The organism is bacterium SCSIO 12696 (assembly GCA_024397955.1).
Lineage (GTDB): Bacteria > Pseudomonadota > Gammaproteobacteria > Pseudomonadales > Porticoccaceae > SCSIO-12696.
The window spans coordinates 2362359-2378897 of record CP073744.1 but is presented as its reverse complement, the minus strand read 5'-3'; the positions used below and the strand labels follow the sequence as shown (position 1 = coordinate 2378897).

Below are 16539 nucleotides of genomic sequence, written 5' to 3'. Positions count from 1 at the left end.
ATTATGAGTATGAGCAATTTATGGATCATTCTTAGCAGCGTCACTTTGTCTGCCATCGCACAGGTTTCTTTTAAGTATGGTGTATCTACCATAACTCATATGCACGATGACAGTACTATTGTTCGCGCCTTCCACCTATTGACTTCTCCATTCGTTCTAATTGGTCTTGCATTGTATGGAGTAGGAACTGTGTTATGGCTTTTTGCCTTAAAAAATACAGAACTATCCCTCGCTTACCCCTTTGTCGGAATCAGCTTTATTATGGTTCTTTTTATGGGCGTCGGATTACTTGGCGAAACAGTGAGCGTCAACAAGATAGCAGGAACCCTTATCATTGTTGCCGGGCTATTTCTGCTGACACGCTAAAAACACCGCATATCTAAGAGAAAAAGCGAATGCTCAGTCGTTATTTCCAACACATTGCCGACGCGCCACCAAAAAGAATCTTCTTATTCCTCTTTATACTGGCTTTTGCGCTTCGTCTTATCGGAGTGAACTACGGTTACTGGCACGGGGACGAGCGAGTCAATGAAGCAGCAAAGGTTCTAACTGGGCAACTGATACCTGGTCAGCACTTTTACCCTCCTTTACTAAACTACATAAATGCAGTTTTTCTTGGCATTCTTTATGCTATTGGCCGAATCATCCCTATTTGGCACAGCACCGCAGAATTTCGCGCACAATACTTTGCGGATCCAACAGCCTTTTATTTAACAGCTCGCACAGTTACTGCTGCCATGGGAGCAATTATCGCTCCTTTGTTTTATATTTTCGCGAAGTCGTTACGATTATCTTCAAAGAGCTGTCTTACTATCGGAATTCTTGGATTGCTAATTCCAGCAATGATATTTCTATGTCACATATCCAAGAGCGACATTCCTTTATCCGTTTGCTCAGTGCTGGTTTTCATTGCCATTCTGAAAAAAAACGATAATCCTCATAGCCTAAAATATGATTTCTTCCTGGGTGTAAGCATCGCCTTAGCAGTTAGCTTTAAACATTCTTACGTTATTATGGCCGCACCACTTATGCTCGGCCATTTAATACTCTTCTCTCTCCGATATGGTGCTCAGCTGGGCGTTAAAACAATTCTTATTTCGTCCGCATTCATGCTACCAATATGGTGCGTGTTAAATATCGGAATTTTATTAGACATACAAAATTTTATTGATTATCAAAAAATTCAAGCGCAAATGTCCGTCAGAAGCGAGGAAGGGCTAGTAAGCAGCTTTTCCGCATGGGCATACTGGGCCGGACACCCATCCTATGGCATCAATTGGATAGCTACAGTCCTGTTCCTGCTTACACCTTTTTATATAAACTCAAAGTATTGTGCGATAGGTTCGAAGAGCTTAATCAATTTATTTTGGACGGCCACATTTATCTCAATGATTGTTGTTATTGTGATTTCTGGATCGCGACAACACTCAGGTCTTTGGATACCTTACTTCACGTGTATGCAGCTTTTTGCTGCTCTAGTGATTACAGATGCGATATTTCACAAAGATCGGCCCAAGCGAACAAAGCTGGCATGCGGTTTGACATTAGCGGCTTTTTTGTCTGTTTCTTTACTTGGCTCAATAGAGATATGGCGGCAAGCACTTTCAAAGCCGATCGCTGATGAAGTAGCAGATTTCATTAATGCTAACTACAAAGATAGAAAAATTTTAACTTCATTTGAAATCCGCTTGCCCAAGCAAAAAATAGCGCAAACCGATGAGCGAAGGAGACATCAAAACCTTGCTGACAAATATGGCATCACGCTACCCGAACAAGCTCAAGAGCGCTTAATCGAATCGTCTGACCCCGATGCAGTTTATTATTATGGGTTGCCTGGAGTAATGTTTGGCTTGGAAAAGGCGGACGACGACAGCCTAGAAGGCGCAGTAAAACCTTTCGCATGGCCCCTTCAGGATGAAGAGTGGCATTTAAAATACTGGACATCGAAAGGGTTCAGCATCTTGGTCGTATCAAATTATGAGTATTTTTTGAATGAGAGTGGTGTACCACAGTTTTTTAACTTTTACAGCGAACTGGAAAAAAACTGCTCCAAAGCAGTATCATTCGATGCCAGAAAGCCGTTCTTTCTAGAGCCTAACGTTACTGTATTTGACTGCACGGACCACAAAGACCTTTCAGCGCTGAAAGAAGGCCAAAAATGACCTCGTTAAATGCCATTAAAATACCTGATAGAGAACCTATCAACCTTGCCCCAGGTGGCATCAACATCGGAATAGTTAGTCCTTGTTATGGACTCGAAAAAGTTAGCTATGCGCTGAAACCAGATAACTATAATTTCTATAAGCTGAGAACAGTACCCTGGGAAGGGATCTCATCCCGCCATAATTTTTATGAAAACAACCGCATTTTACTTCCAACCAGAACTGACCTTATCCACACCTTTAACAAGGTTCCGATGAATGGGCCACCCTTTATCGTCTCATTTGAGCTTGAGTTTCCCCGGCATTTTGGTCCAGTGAAAAACTGGCAAACCGAATTGACTAGAAAAGCATTGCGCTCTGATCGCTGCACAGCATTATTGGGCTTATCAGACAGTGCCGCAAAGCTTGCCATTCAAGGTTTTGAGGCAGCAGGTGAATATGAAATTGCAAAGAAGATACGTGTTTTTCGAGGAGGCATCAGCAGCTCAACAATAATTGACACCCCACCAAAGCCACCTGTTTCCAATAGACCACTGCAGCTGCTTTTTGTTGGCAATGATTACCTTCGGAAAGGGTTATTGGCTTGTATACTAGCCGTGGAAAACTTACAGGAAAAAGGGGCAGATATCGAGTTATCTGTCATTTCCAGCTTGGATAAGCACACATACTGTGGCGAGGAATCGGAAGAGTCGAAAAAAATCATGCAGCGCGCCCAGAGTAATCCGTGGATAAAGTTACTTGGGGCTCAACCCAATGCCACCGTGAAAGAATTCATGAAAGGTACAGATATGCTGCTTTTCCCCACTCTGGATGAATCTTTAGGTTGGGTTCCCATAGAAGCGGGCATGGAAGGAACTGCCAGCGTTTGTACGAATATTTTCGCCATACCTGAATCTATCGAACATGAACAATCAGGCTTACTATTAAACGTTCCATTAAACTCCAACACAAATCGCTGGGAAGGAATAAATCGCCCTGATATGAACTCGCTATTTATGCCGATGCAATACAACCTTGCAGAACAATTAAGTAACTCCCTTGAAAAACTTTTAAACGAGCCTGACTACTGCCAGAAATTGGGCAAAGCAGCAAAACTCCGCATGGAAGAACGTTACTCCACAAAATTTGCATCTGAAAAATTGAGCTCTATCTACGAATCTTGTTTGGCATAGTTCTATTTCTTCCCAAACCTTTGAACCCATCGGCTAATCGGCGCAGAGAAAATATATTTAAATCCTATTTTTTCCACTGCTTTAGAAAACACTATAGGCAGCAGCAACCCGAAAACCATTCCTAAGGCAAGGTGAACCCAAAAATTGTTTATGGAAAGTAATGACTGCAATAAAATTCTTACACCACTTCCAGATAAAATGTGAATAAGATAAATCGCCATTGAAGAAACACCCAGTGTAAGAAGCCATGACAACCCCTTATCTGGCAGCCTATGACAAAGTGAAACAATCAGAGTAATAGAGACTAAGGCCAGCAACAACGTGTTGATACCCCGGTCGCCGTAATGCCCTCCCCAAATTACATGAAATACATACTGACTAAGAAAAAAAGCGACTATTGAAATATAAAGCAGCCATTTCTTGCGCCAAAAATCGTGGAAACTGAAGCGAGAAAAAGCGATGCCAGCTATAAAAAATACAAGATTCTGAGAAATATGAATGGATGCTGTTGATTCAGGCAATATTGACGGCCATAAATAAATAACCAAAGACGATAGCAAGGCAACATATATAGCAACCTCTTTAAAAGCCCAGAATATTACGCAACATAAGGAAAAAATTAAAAACAACGCATACAAAAACCAAAAGTGCGCTCTCGGATCCCAAAGCCGTAAAACCTCCGAAGCACTAACATCACCGTTAGTGTATTGAGCTAAAAAAACCTCTATAAAGCCTTGAAGCAAAGACCAGATAATATAGGGATATACAACAACATCCACTTTTTTTAAAACGCTTCTGCCCGCTTTGTATTTATTGTAAGTACTTAGGAAGAAAAGCCCAGATAGAAAAAAGAACAGCGGCATATGGAAACTATATATAACGCTATCAGATATTTGGTAGAAGCGTTCTGAAATAGGGATTCCAGCACTGTATAAACCTCGCACAACATGGCCATAAACAACCAAGATGATCCCTATGCCTTTGGCATAATCTACCCAGTTTTGCCGTTCTGTATTCTCTTGTAATTCGTTATTAAGTTGCGCACGCACGGCCCATCTATGCTCCCCATTAGCTAGTTTGACGAACACCATCAAATATTGCTTTTGCACTGACCTTTGAGCTAAAGCGTTGCAAGACAGTCAAACGCCCTTGTTTGCGGAGACTCTCAATAGCATCAGGGGCCTCTAGCAACTTTTCTATTGTTTCTGCAAATTCAGTAGGGGAACGAGGCTCAACCAAAACCCCATTTTTGCCACTCTCTATCAGGTCCAACACTCCAGGGCTTCGAGTAACGATAACGGGCATTTCCATAGCCATGGCTTCCATAGTTGCCACACCCAAAGGCTCTTTCAAACTTGCAAGACAGAAGAAGTGTGCGTTTTCCAACTCTTCTTTTACTCGTTCTTCAGAAATAGACCCTAACAAATCTACGGAACACTCTACATCAAGCTCAGCAATTAACGATTCGAGGCTATCTACATAGCCAGTTCCATCTGTAGCACTTTGAGAGTCAGCAGCACCACATATTCTCAGGTGCGCCTTGACACCCTTGTCACGCAAAAGAGCAACAACGCGCACTAAATCGTCATGAGCTTTCACAAAATTTAAACGGCCGCAGGACACCAAATGGACTTGTTGATCCCGCTGAGGGGGAAGGTATGTTGAAGAGCGTCGAAATGAGTCTGTATTCACGCCCATGGGAGCCAGATGTATAGGGGGAAGTGAGCAAGCCGGCAACTTATTTTTGACCTCTCCAACAAGCTCCTTAGTAATGATGATAGCAAAGCTCGCATGGCGCCACTTTTCAGCCTGATTACCACCATAATCTTGCATGGGGCCATGCAGAGTTATACTGTAAGACGGCCCACCCAACAAACGAGCAAACATAGCGACATGGGCCGAATTAGCACAACTGTGGACATGGATATGCTCTACACCTGTTTTCTGTGCCCATTGTTTTAAATTGCTTCCGATGAGCAGTAACCCTGGGAGCTGTAAACGCTCCTTAAAAGTCAACTCTGAACTCGATAAAATTGACTTTACCGACCGCCACCAAGCAGCTGGGCCAGACATCAGAATATAGAACAACGCCTTTGCAATACTTTTAACGCCTATTGGAAACAAATAGTGTGTATCCTTTGCTGCCTCACTTGCCCAAGAGTGCTGAGCCATCCCCTCTCCTTCCACAGGCCTCTGAGTAGAGATCAATTCTGCATGAATACCCAGATTGGCCAATTCTGCACGCTCTCTCATAAAGAATGCATGGGTTTGGCCTGGAAACTCTGGAATAAGGAAACCAATAGACGTCATATTTGCTTCACAATTATTAGTTATACGGTGAACTCGCCCAAGATACCCGTAGCATAGATTGCTACGAACACATAAAGTCTACATAGTAGACTCTGTATTTCCACATAAGCATGCATTTTCGCCTAAAGGGAATAATCCTATGTATGTGTGGTATATATCTGAAGCAGCAAATGTATAATCCTCTAATCCCTGAGTCCAGAGCTTTACTTTATAAACAACGGAAATCATTCGCCATGAAATCTCAAAAGACTTTCCTCATTCCTCTTATATGCAGCTTTTTATGCCTAGTATCCTGCAAAGCGGACTCAACTGGCGCCATATCAAAAGACCATGAAGCGACGGTCAACTCAGTAGATAGCCAACCTGAGCTTGATGGAGGCGAAACATCGTCAAATACACCCACTCTAAAAATTAAGCGTCAATCTAGTATCAAGAACTATTTGTTCGGGCACAGTTTAATTAACCATGTTTCCCCTGAAGCACCCGCCGGGAACAACGAAACATCTGTACCACATTGGTTACAAAAACTCGCCAAGGCAGCAGGGAACAAATATTACACTGCCGGCCAATACGGTTTTTTACGAAACCATGCTGAGTTACCACCAAAATCTCAGTGGGGGTTCAGCGAAGTTCCTACTGCTTGGGACCCTGACTTGAATGGAGAAAGTTTCTCTGATGTAGGCTTTACGAGCGTTATACTGACAGCAGCCAACTTTATTCAATACCAGTCACCAAATACCCCCTTTGATGGCGATAATCCAACAAGAAGCACCCCCTTAACGTCGACACTGGAGATCATTGACTGGATAAGCCTCCACTCCCCATCGAGTGATATTTATATCTATGAAAATTGGCCAGATATGGCTCAGTACATCTCGAGCTTTCCGCCTTCTAAGCGAGAATTCTCGCGATATCACGCCAAAACGCTTGGTGAATTCCATAAGTGGTGGATTCAGTATCAAGATCAGATTCGCGAAGCTCGACCTCAGAAACAGGTAAAAATGTTACCAGTTGGGCCAGTTATAGCCAGCGTACTTCAGCTAGATCCTTTGAATACTATACCTGCCACCGAGTTATATGAGGATGATGCCCCTCATGGCAAACCGACTATTTATTTTCTTGCCGCATTGGTTACTTACATGGGAATCTATGGGGAACAAAGCCCTGACAACCTGAAAATCCCTTCGAGCATACACCCACTTGTAAAAGAGCATTACCAGAACATATCTCAACATATATGGAACCAGCTGTCTCTATACACCTTCAAGGATGGTCAGAGCCGAGTCTGGTTCGAAGAGAAGTAATCTCCCCGAAAAGCCCCTGGAGTCAGGGGCTATATCAACAGAAGACGCGTTAGCCTTTCAGGCGTTCTAGAACTAAGGCTCGCATTCGCGAGCCCCAAGCATCCCAGTTAAGAAAATCCTTGTAATACTCTCTGGATGTCTGCCTTAGCTTTAGGTATGCATCGATATTGTTCTTGTAATAAAGCACTTTATCGACAAAGCTCTCGCTCCCTGCATCAATAGGCAAACGAAACCCATTGACGCCCTGCTCGACGGGCACCCCCCCAACATCTATGCACAAAATTGGCAATCCGTAAGCACTGGCTTCGCAAAAAGCAAAACCGTAGGACTCATAGGAAGGCATCACGAAAAAGTGAGACCTGGAAAACAAACGTTGAAAAATCGCTAATTGCTCAGGGGCGGCCTTATCAAGGTATGGGTGGATTGTTACATTTTCATGATTAAGTAACTCCGGAGGGTTGCAGCCCACAATTGTTAAATGAGCGTCTTGCTCTCTTTCGAGCAGTAAATTCAACACCTCAATCACAAGGGGGCCACCCTTATGAAACCAGTCCCTGCCAACAAATAGTAGATTGACCTGCTCGCTGATGTCAGCCGCCTCTGGAAATACTGGCTGACCAGGATCCTCAACATTTGCCCCCCAAGGCAGCATATAAGAGTGACTATTCGAAAGGCCATACAATTTATCTGCGTTATTTTTTAGCCATGCAGATGGCCAAAGTGCCAAATCCACATTCTGATATACCCTCTTCTCCAACTTGTATATATAAGAATCGAACTTACGCGATAATGAAAGATACGACCCAAAAGCAGCACCAATCTCCGAGTTTTTATACACTGTATATGTTGCGTCAGATGAAAAAACCAGAAGCGAAGGATGTGGAAGCCTCAAGTTCGCAAGACAATAAAAACTGTACGTACAAAATACGACATCATAATTACCTTTTCGTAATTCTGACGCTGTTCTTCGAGAAACAAACCGAGACAATAATAAATGCACTCGAAATCGAAGCCTCATAGATATTTTCAGAGGTAGCTTATCTATTAAAACCTTAGCCCACTGAAAGAACCCCCAGTGATATTCGATGTAGGTTGTATCACCAAGGTGTTTATCTATCGTCCGAAACAAACGCTGATTGCCACCGGAATGCGCCCAGGCATGTACAGGATCAGTTTCACACAAATAGGCAACTTTTAAACGTCTCTCATCCATATGCTTCTATTTAAACAAAACATTAATAACGCTTGAATCCATGAGCCACCATAGCGCAATACAGATCAAGACTGAAAAGACAATTAATGACATATCTGACAAAAAGCACCGATAGCCATGGCGGTTTGCATAAGCGATCATGACAGGATGAGCAAGCAGCGAAGATATTGTAATTGCAACCACAATACCTACCGTACCCGCAAGATACCCACCCAGAAGAAGTGAGGCGATAAGAATTACCGCATTTGCTGTACTAAATTTCATTTGGCTAAACGAATCGCCACTGGCAATCATAAAAGGCATCAAAGTTCCTGTTAACGCTCTGCCTACTTGGCCAACAGCTAATATTTGCAACATCCAACCTGCATCGCTGTACCGATCATCGTACAAAAAGTAAATTAAATGATCCCCGACAGCTGCCAAAACAATACAGATACCGACATAAAGAACATTCAGTAAATTGCGAACCCTGTAAATTTTCCCATAGTCAGAATGGTTATCAATAGCTTTTTTGAAATAGGGGTGCAACACTCTTGTTGAGATGTTCACAGAGAATAACGATGTAATAGCCGCCCAAGTTGCTGCAACCGAATATTTACCAAGCTCTCCCATAGACAAGAAGGCGCCTAGAATCAATCGATCACCTTGCACAGCCAAGTACGAAATAATCGACGACAATAATATCCATTTCCCGAAATTAAATAATTTTTTAACAACTTCTTTATCCCAGGCGAAGCGACTGTGATGCCCAGAAAACAAATAGTAACTGGTTATAACTTCAAGAACGGATGAAACTACTTGCCCCGCGACCAGGGCCCAAAGCGTTGGAGAAATGTACGCCCAGACGATAACTACCGCTAAACCTAAAACCTGAATCCCCAGATCTACTAACATCTGGGTTTTTAAATCCAATCTTTTGTCGTAGGCCAATGGCGCAATCGATTTAAAGCCCGTAATAAATGCAGAAAGTGCAATCCAGATTAGTACCGGAGCAATTATTGATGCGTCATAAAAACTTGCTATTGGGTACGCGATAGCAATACCCAGCAAACCAATAAACCCAGCTCTTACAATTTGTAGGGTCCATGCGGTCTGCATGAAACGAGGGTCATTAACGCGATCACTGTTTACAACCCCCTGACGAAGCCCGACATCCGACAACTGTCCTAAGCCAATCATCACCGCAGTAACGATAGCCATAACACCAAAAACTTCAGGGAAAAGTAATCGTGTAAGAACAAGATTGCCCAGCAAGCGTATTACCTGATAGCCCCCGCTTCCTACAAATACCCAAAAAGCACTATTTGCTAAAGAAGTTGAGGCAAGAGAAGATGCTCTTCGATAAATATCGGAAAGAGCTCTTCTATTTGTATTCAAGACATCTTTCACAAAGCGAACCAGCAATTTGAAGTGCAATCACACATAGATACTTCCTGAATTTTTTACTTCCAAAAAAGCAGTTTATCTAGCACGCGTCGTTTTAACGACTTTGGGGGCACCCAGAGCTCAGCCCCATCGAATATAGAACTTTCTGATTGTGTGCTGTGATTTTCTACCATGTTCACAGCCCAACGTGCCGACTCTCTTGGGTCTATACCGGTGAAATCGCTCATTCTTGTGTTCAAGTGCCCAGGTATCCACTCATGAACCTGAACATTTTTACCTCGAGTTAAAATATCCACACTTATGGCCTTTGTGAGCGCCCTTACACAACCCTTCGATGCAGAGTAGACGGCACTGTTTTCTATTGGCCCCATGTGAGCCCAACTGCCAACGTTAAATATGCGCCCATAATTTCTTTCCAACATAGACGGCAATACAGTCTTACAGCAATTGACAACGCCATTCACATTTACTGCAAGAGCTTCGGCCCAATCGTTACTACTTTCATCTAAAAAATTTATCTTTGGATATACCGCTGCGCTATTGAATAGCACGTCAACGTGCTTATGAACCGACAAAATTTCCTCAAAAGCATGCTCTACCTGCTCCGCACGAGAAACATCTGCCACATGACAAGTTATTGACTTGTTAGAGTTCATCAGGTCACTTAACGCTTCCTGTGATTCCGGGGTTCGAACGATAGCTGCAACTGAATAGCCGTTAGCAGAAAATTCTTGAACCAGCTCTTTCCCAAGGCCCCTAGCAGCACCTGTGATAACAACAACTTTGCTATTAGCCATAACAAAACCTCTTTAAATTCATCATTTATACGATCATCATTGGTTATTACAACTTGCTCGCCACCCTCAGGGCATTAGCAGCAATGGTCAGACTTGGGTTTGTTCCACCACTAGTAGGCATAAAAGAAGCATCTAGAACATAAAGGTTATTCAGCCCATGTACCCTGCAATCTTCATCGAGAACGCTAGAGCTGGGATCAGAACCCATTCGGCAGGTGCCACATGGATGTCCAAAATTCAGGGGAACACCCGAGCTAAGTACCATGCTTCTTTTGACACCGACTGAATGCCTGATTTTCTCTCTCATATATTTGAGTCTATGCTTCAACTCATCGTGAATAGAGTACTCAACAAAAAATCCTGATTTTTCCTCCTTGCAGTCCACCACTCTGTTCTCTTTATAAGGAAAGTCCTCAAGAATGGTTGCAAAAACCGTAGCGCCACCAAACAACTTTGAGCCAAGATACGCGGGAATTCTAAGCAACTGTTTGAATAGCTTTATTTTTGAAAATTTGCTTTGCTCAAATTTCATTATGAGTGAATACAAGATATTTCCATAATCTGCATCCAACCCTGAAGATTGAAGTTCACCAAGTTTAAGATCGCCATGCTGATAGAAGTCTCTAATAGCGATCGTTTTTCTCGCGCCACTTTTCGACTTTTTCGACCCGCTCCAAATAGCAATAAAATCAGAAACGTGAAACATTAAATTTCGACCAACCAGATCATGATCATTCCCAATGCCATTGGGCCAGTTTTTATTTTTGGAGCGTCTCAGAATGACCGGTGACATGTAGGCCCCACAGGATAGGATTATATTTTTCGAATGAATCCTAAATAATTTTCCATTCTGAACAACATCAAGGCTCTCGGCAGACTTTGCATTTGCGGAAACAGTAGACACCTCACACTCTGTCGCCAACCATAGGTTGCCGGTATTCATCGCAGGCTTTATACAACTGTTGTATGAGTTTTTCTTGCAGTCTTTTAAACAGACTTTTCCGCCACATTCGAAGCACTGATCTTTATAATCAATCCCAACATGCAGTCTGTAAGGGTTTAATCCTTTTTCCCTGAACATCTGGAAAAAGCAACCATCTACCTCAGACATAGCTTGAGGGTCATTAAGATCATAAGATTCATCAGGACTGAGGGGGTTTTTGGTACCACTAACGGAGAAAAGAGCTTCAGCCTGCTGGTAATAAGGCTCTATATCTGAATACCCAAAGGGCCATAATAATGCCTTTCCGTCACGGCAAGTTTGTTTAAAATCAACCGCTTCAAATCGCTGCAAAGCAGCCGCATATAGCTGACTTGTTCCTCCGACTCCACATCCTAGCGGCGGCCAGATATGGCTTTCTGAATCATCAATAATACTCTTGATTTGATAAGGCCATTTTCCATGCTTGATCCTTTCGTTGGGACTCTCTTGCTCTTGTGAGACATCGCCGCTTAATAAGTTAAAGCACCCCTTTTCCAGCATAAGCACACGAAAGCCTTTTTTCGTTAATGCATAGGCTGTTGCCCCACCCCCTATACCAGAGCCGGCTATCACAAAATCCCATTGTTTCTCTACACACTTATCAAGAGTAACGATCTTCGCATCAACATGATTCATTCTTGACTTACCGCTCTATGATGCTTGGCTGCGTCTATCGCTGGTTGAAATACAAAGCTCACTTTTTTGGATGCTTCAGTCGACAAATGATTATTGTCGGCATAAGCAGGAACTCCACGATAAAACGCCGAACAATTTTTTGTATCGCAAAAGATGGTGTGAGTTTTTAGAATACGAAAGTCATCATGATCTAATAGCGATTCGAAAGAATCCTGAACAAAACGTTGGCGCAGTTCAACATCCCGATAGTCTTCTATAGATTCATTACTCTCTATCTCTAACAACTCTCTCTGATTATTGAGCAGAGATATGGCAGCTCTTTTCGAATGGTAATTTTTATACTCTGGAAATTGCTCCAGAAGATAAATGGGCACACTCAGCTCTTTTAAGAATTTCGCTGTATCAAGCATAGCGTTTCTAAGCACTATACTCTGGGGCTCTCTATCATAGCTTCCATCTTCAGGCCAAACCTGTATCGTATTTTTTCTATCTATGCCATAGCCCTCTCCAGAGAAGTAATAACTCCATCTGGCAATCCACATAAAGCTTGATATCCGGTGTTTATTATTACTCAGGTATTCCTTAACACTCTCTATATGTTTACGGCAGTTTTCGGTATCAGAAAACCCATAAGAGTTTTCCTCCTTCAACACGCCAAATACCGGTGGGCAGCCAGCTTCCCACAATATAACTGCGTTTACACCTTGCTCCTCTATGGCAGAAACCAGTCCTCTTTGCAGTGCAGCAGCATGAGAGTCACCCCAAACAACCATGATATTATCGCTGACATATGGGTCGCCTGCTGTACAGTGTCGAATACCATTCAGGATGCTATTGTTTTTATCATGGCAGTTTCCGTCCCACCCAATAAAATCGTTGGCCACACTCGCAAATGTTGCAACATTGTCATCTAGCCGATCTGGCATCCCATTCGTACGATGCAGGTTGTAACCAAAAAGTATACAAACAACTGATAAAGCTGATGTCGCAACAAAAACTGCGCTCTTCTTTTTAACAAGAGGCAGATTTACTTCCCGAATGGGCTGCTCAACATAACGCCACGACAGGATAGAAAGACCCACTGTAATCAACAAAATGAAAACTTTCGTCCATCCATTGGGCAGTTCATGAAAAGAGTAGCTGTAAAATGCCAGAAGTGGCCAATGCCACAAGTATAGCGAATAAGATATTTTCCCTAAGAAGACAAAAGGCTTTAGTGACAGAAATTTCTGAACATAGCAATCTCTTGTCGCCAACTGACCGGCATACAGCAAGAGCACCGTACCAAAACATGGAACCAGTGCAGAAGCGCCTGGAAAGTCGGTGGACTGCTCATAAAAAATCGCCGAGAAGAGAATCATCAGCAAGCCCAGTACAGAAAGTGTATTTATAGTCGATGGGCTCTCTGACTGCGGGGCAATTCTCATTGCAAGAATAACACCTATAAATAATTCCCAGGCACGAAATGGATAAAGGAAGAATGCTGCACTTGTATCATGTTTCATCATTAGGACAGCCCCTATAAATGACAGGACTGTCAGCGTGAAAAAGCTGCCTATAACTATTTTTTTACCGAATTTATAACAAATCCAAGCAATGGCAGGGAAGAATAAATAGAATTGCTCTTCTACAGATAATGACCACGTATGAAGTAAAGGCTTTGTGTGGGAAGCTGTATCAAAATATCCTGCTTCTATATAGAAAAGCATGTTTGAAACATACAGTGTTGATGATGCTAAACTTTGCCCAAAATCCTTTAAATCCGAAGGCAGCAGTAAGTAGTATGCACCAATTGCTGCCACCAACATGACGACAAAATACGCAGGAAACAAACGTCTCACACGGCGCATATAGAATTCCGAGAAAGAAAATCTATTCTTCTCTAACTGTGAAAAAACGATCCCACCTATCAAATACCCTGACAATGTAAAAAATACATCGACACCTATATATCCGCCAGAAAATCCACTGATTTCATAGTGAAAAAAAACGACCAGCAAAACAGCCAAGGCTCTCAAACCATCGATGTCTAACCTATATTTCATATTCGCTAAAGTCTGCACTTTTTATTGATATCACTTTACCGACACAATGGCTTTTCTGACCTATTGCCCAGAACCCAATCGTATATTTCTGCTGTTTTTTCCGCCTTATAAGACCAACGATAGTGCCCTTCAGCAAACTCACGCGCTTTGATGCCTCTACGTTTTATCTCATCTGGATTTAAGATCAGATACTCCAAGCTCTTAATAAATCCTTCAACCAAATTTTCCTGCTCTCCCATAGGAACCCTTATGCCGCAAGAATCTGGAACCCTAAAAGACGGCCCACCATATTCAACAACGACACTCGGCATAGATGCCATCGAAGCCATAGTTAGAACACCACCACCCTGCTCTCGTATTGACGGAAATGCAAAGATATCGGACTCATACATCAAACTAACAACTTCTTGATGGGGAATCCGACCTGTTAGCTTTATACAGTGCTCCATATTCAAGCCTTTAACCAACGACTTTAGGCGCTCTGCATCTGGGCCATCCCCCACAATAATAAGTTGATGCTTCTGCAACAGATCACTTTCGGCGAAAGCTTGAATGAGCACTTCTGGCTGTTTGAAGGGTACCAATCGACCCACAAAAAGCACCTTTTTCGTTTCATTTTCGACAAAGCGGCGCACTGGGTAGTCTGACTTGTGGATTCCGCCTTCGCTAAAATCAATAATTTTTTCAGCATCAGCACAGGGCAAGTCACTTATAGTGTGCTCGTAGGCCGCCAAAACTGCTGATGCTTTTTTATAGGTCGACCGATAGTAGGGCATCCAGCGATGCAGCCATCGGAAAAAATTCATCCACTCTCCTTCACGCAGCATTTCTCGACGAAAAGCTTTAGGCCAGGGCAAACCACCTAAGATTGGACCAATAACAAATGGTACCGGCAAGCGCTTTGCTATATAACTTGGCAACGTAGGCGACATCGGACTTGCACGATGAACCAGACTGTACTCACCGGATCGAATGGCCTTGCCAAATTTTTTCCATACTAGATGCTCAAAATATATATAACCCGGATAACCCATAGCTACTTGCAACGTCATCGATTTATTTTCTTCACCGCTAAGAGCCATTGATAACTTGTGAAGGGGCTTGGAAATCACCTCTGTATCTATATATGTCACACAAGCACTTTTAGGCAGGCAGGGTTGCAAATATTCTTTATTACGAATATGTGTAACGAGTGTAATATCTACTAACTTATTGAGGGCACAGTAATATTCATATATTAAAGCTGGTAACGAGTGCCATTTAGGGTTGCACTCAGCAGCGAGCATTAGAACTTTCATTTTATTATTAACTTTTCCATACCGATCAAAAACCAAACATCAACCATTTGATTTCTCTAGAATTCCTTCCAAGGAAGAATATATTGCATCGTCAGAAAGCGTCGCCATTTGAGGGTGGCATGGAATATTCAGTATACGCTCGTATATAGAAGAGGCGACTGGCGTATTTTCCAATGGTTGATAATAGCGAGCTGTCGGCAATACCGGGTGCTCTATATCACCTAAAGGTGCCTGCGATATAAAGGGAACATTCGAAGGTGTACCTGGGTGCTGAACATTACCACCTAAAACCTGTAGACCAAGAGCCGTTCCAATAGCTTTGATCCTTTCATATTCAGCTTGGTAAAGTGGCGAAAGCACTTCCATCTGCCTTAACCTGGCTAGTATATATGCGCAAGAAACATCTGATATTTTGCCATTGCCAGCATGGCGGCTCAGGGATGACCCCAAGCCGGACCCGAAGTTAATCAACGAACGAAACAGTTTTTCGTCATCGGCCAGAACAATCGCGCAGCCACCCTCTCCAAATCCCCACGGCTTTGTATGGTGAAAGCTTATACATTCATTCGCTACGTGCTTATGTGAACCAAAGGCCAGTGCAGAATCTATCAATAAAAATTTATTATTATCATTGGCGTATTTATGATATTTTTCAATATCTCTATTCGCACCAAACATATTAGTCATGATGAGAGCGTCAACGGAATCTGCTCCCACCATATTCAAATCAAGAAGGCCCGCCTCATCACAATCATAAACGGCTGCTTTCTGAAGTGGCCCTTGAATGCAGCTGTAAAAACCAAACGAAGATACCCCCCATCGCTGGCTACTCCCTTGCTTAACTTCCTCTAAGGTCACCAAAGCGTGCATAGCAGCTGTTGCATTAGCGCACATAACAACTTTCAAGCCACTCTCTAGCCCGAGTAACTCAGCGATGTATTCTTCCAACAGCAGGGAGACCGGGCCAAAGTTAGACCAGTGGTTATGCTCGCAGCTAATCTCTAGATAACCTTTGACTGCTTCTATATCAACACGCTTACTCTCTACATAACGTAGATCCTTACCAGCCAACCCATCATTACTCATTGTTTTTAAAGCAGGTTTTTTATTACATACCGGCGCGCGTACAACACCAACACCCTTGTCAGCCATATCTAATTATTCCCCATAAAAGCTAACTAGTGTGATTTAAAGATAAACCACACTGAATCTCCCGCCGTTATCACCCGGAAGA

At 42.8% G+C, this 16539-nt stretch carries 13 protein-coding genes; 4 read left to right on the top strand and 9 right to left on the bottom strand.

The annotated features are described in order from the left end of the window. Positions 1-3: 3 nt before the first annotated feature. The 3 genes from KFE80_10945 to KFE80_10935 are packed head-to-tail and all read left to right on the top strand — an operon-like array spanning position 4 to position 3334. A complete protein-coding gene (locus KFE80_10945) occupies positions 4-366 on the top strand; it encodes an EamA family transporter (protein ID UTW44890.1) in 363 nt (120 codons plus the stop codon). Positions 367-395: 29 nt separating this feature from the next. Beyond that, the gene (locus tag KFE80_10940) at positions 396-2162 is read left to right on the top strand and encodes a phospholipid carrier-dependent glycosyltransferase (protein UTW44889.1); all 1767 of its coding nucleotides are present in this window, start codon (positions 396-398) and stop codon (positions 2160-2162) included. After that, the gene (locus KFE80_10935; GenBank protein UTW44888.1) at positions 2159-3334 is read left to right on the top strand and encodes a glycosyltransferase family 4 protein; all 1176 of its coding nucleotides are present in this window, start codon (positions 2159-2161) and stop codon (positions 3332-3334) included. The genes KFE80_10940 and KFE80_10935 overlap by 4 nt, the downstream gene beginning before the upstream one ends. 2 nt (positions 3335-3336) lie before the next feature. Here KFE80_10935 and KFE80_10930 read toward each other — a convergent pair whose 3' ends face one another. Continuing rightward, positions 3337-4383 (bottom strand): acyltransferase, encoded by a 1047-nt coding sequence (locus KFE80_10930; GenBank protein ID UTW44887.1) that lies wholly within the window; start codon positions 4381-4383, stop codon positions 3337-3339. 19 nt (positions 4384-4402) lie between these two features. Further along, entirely contained in the window at positions 4403-5644 is a 1242-nt protein-coding gene (locus tag KFE80_10925; GenBank protein UTW44886.1) for a glycosyltransferase family 4 protein, read from the bottom strand. A 233-nt stretch (positions 5645-5877) separates the two neighbouring features. Here KFE80_10925 and KFE80_10920 point away from each other — a divergent pair, with 233 nt between their 5' ends. Further along, complete coding sequence (locus tag KFE80_10920) at positions 5878-6948, top strand: T9SS C-terminal target domain-containing protein (protein ID UTW44885.1); 1071 nt, start codon at positions 5878-5880, stop codon at positions 6946-6948. 49 nt (positions 6949-6997) lie between these two features. Here the strand turns inward: KFE80_10920 and KFE80_10915 are convergent, their stop codons facing one another. The 7 genes from KFE80_10915 to KFE80_10885 are packed head-to-tail and all read right to left on the bottom strand — an operon-like array spanning position 6998 to position 16457. Then, positions 6998-8161, bottom strand: a complete 1164-nt coding sequence (locus KFE80_10915) for a glycosyltransferase family 4 protein (GenBank protein ID UTW44884.1) — start codon at positions 8159-8161, stop codon at positions 6998-7000. Between the two features lie 6 nt (positions 8162-8167). Beyond that, positions 8168-9550, bottom strand: a complete 1383-nt coding sequence (locus KFE80_10910; GenBank protein ID UTW44883.1) for an oligosaccharide flippase family protein — start codon at positions 9548-9550, stop codon at positions 8168-8170. A gap of 53 nt (positions 9551-9603) precedes the next feature. Beyond that, positions 9604-10344 carry an SDR family oxidoreductase gene (locus tag KFE80_10905; GenBank protein ID UTW44882.1) on the bottom strand — a complete coding sequence of 247 codons (741 nt, stop codon included), beginning with the start codon at positions 10342-10344 and terminating at the stop codon, positions 9604-9606. Positions 10345-10390: 46 nt separating this feature from the next. Further along, a complete protein-coding gene (locus tag KFE80_10900) occupies positions 10391-11962 on the bottom strand; it encodes a GMC family oxidoreductase (protein UTW44881.1) in 1572 nt (523 codons plus the stop codon). Next, the gene (locus KFE80_10895) at positions 11959-14007 is read right to left on the bottom strand and encodes an acyltransferase (GenBank protein UTW44880.1); all 2049 of its coding nucleotides are present in this window, start codon (positions 14005-14007) and stop codon (positions 11959-11961) included. Before KFE80_10895 ends, KFE80_10900 begins: the two co-directional genes overlap by 4 nt. Positions 14008-14042: 35 nt before the next feature. Further along, the gene (locus KFE80_10890; GenBank protein UTW44879.1) at positions 14043-15293 is read right to left on the bottom strand and encodes a glycosyltransferase; all 1251 of its coding nucleotides are present in this window, start codon (positions 15291-15293) and stop codon (positions 14043-14045) included. 51 nt (positions 15294-15344) lie between these two features. Continuing rightward, the gene (locus KFE80_10885; GenBank protein ID UTW44878.1) at positions 15345-16457 is read right to left on the bottom strand and encodes a DegT/DnrJ/EryC1/StrS aminotransferase family protein; all 1113 of its coding nucleotides are present in this window, start codon (positions 16455-16457) and stop codon (positions 15345-15347) included. Between the last annotated feature and the right edge of the window lie 82 nt (positions 16458-16539).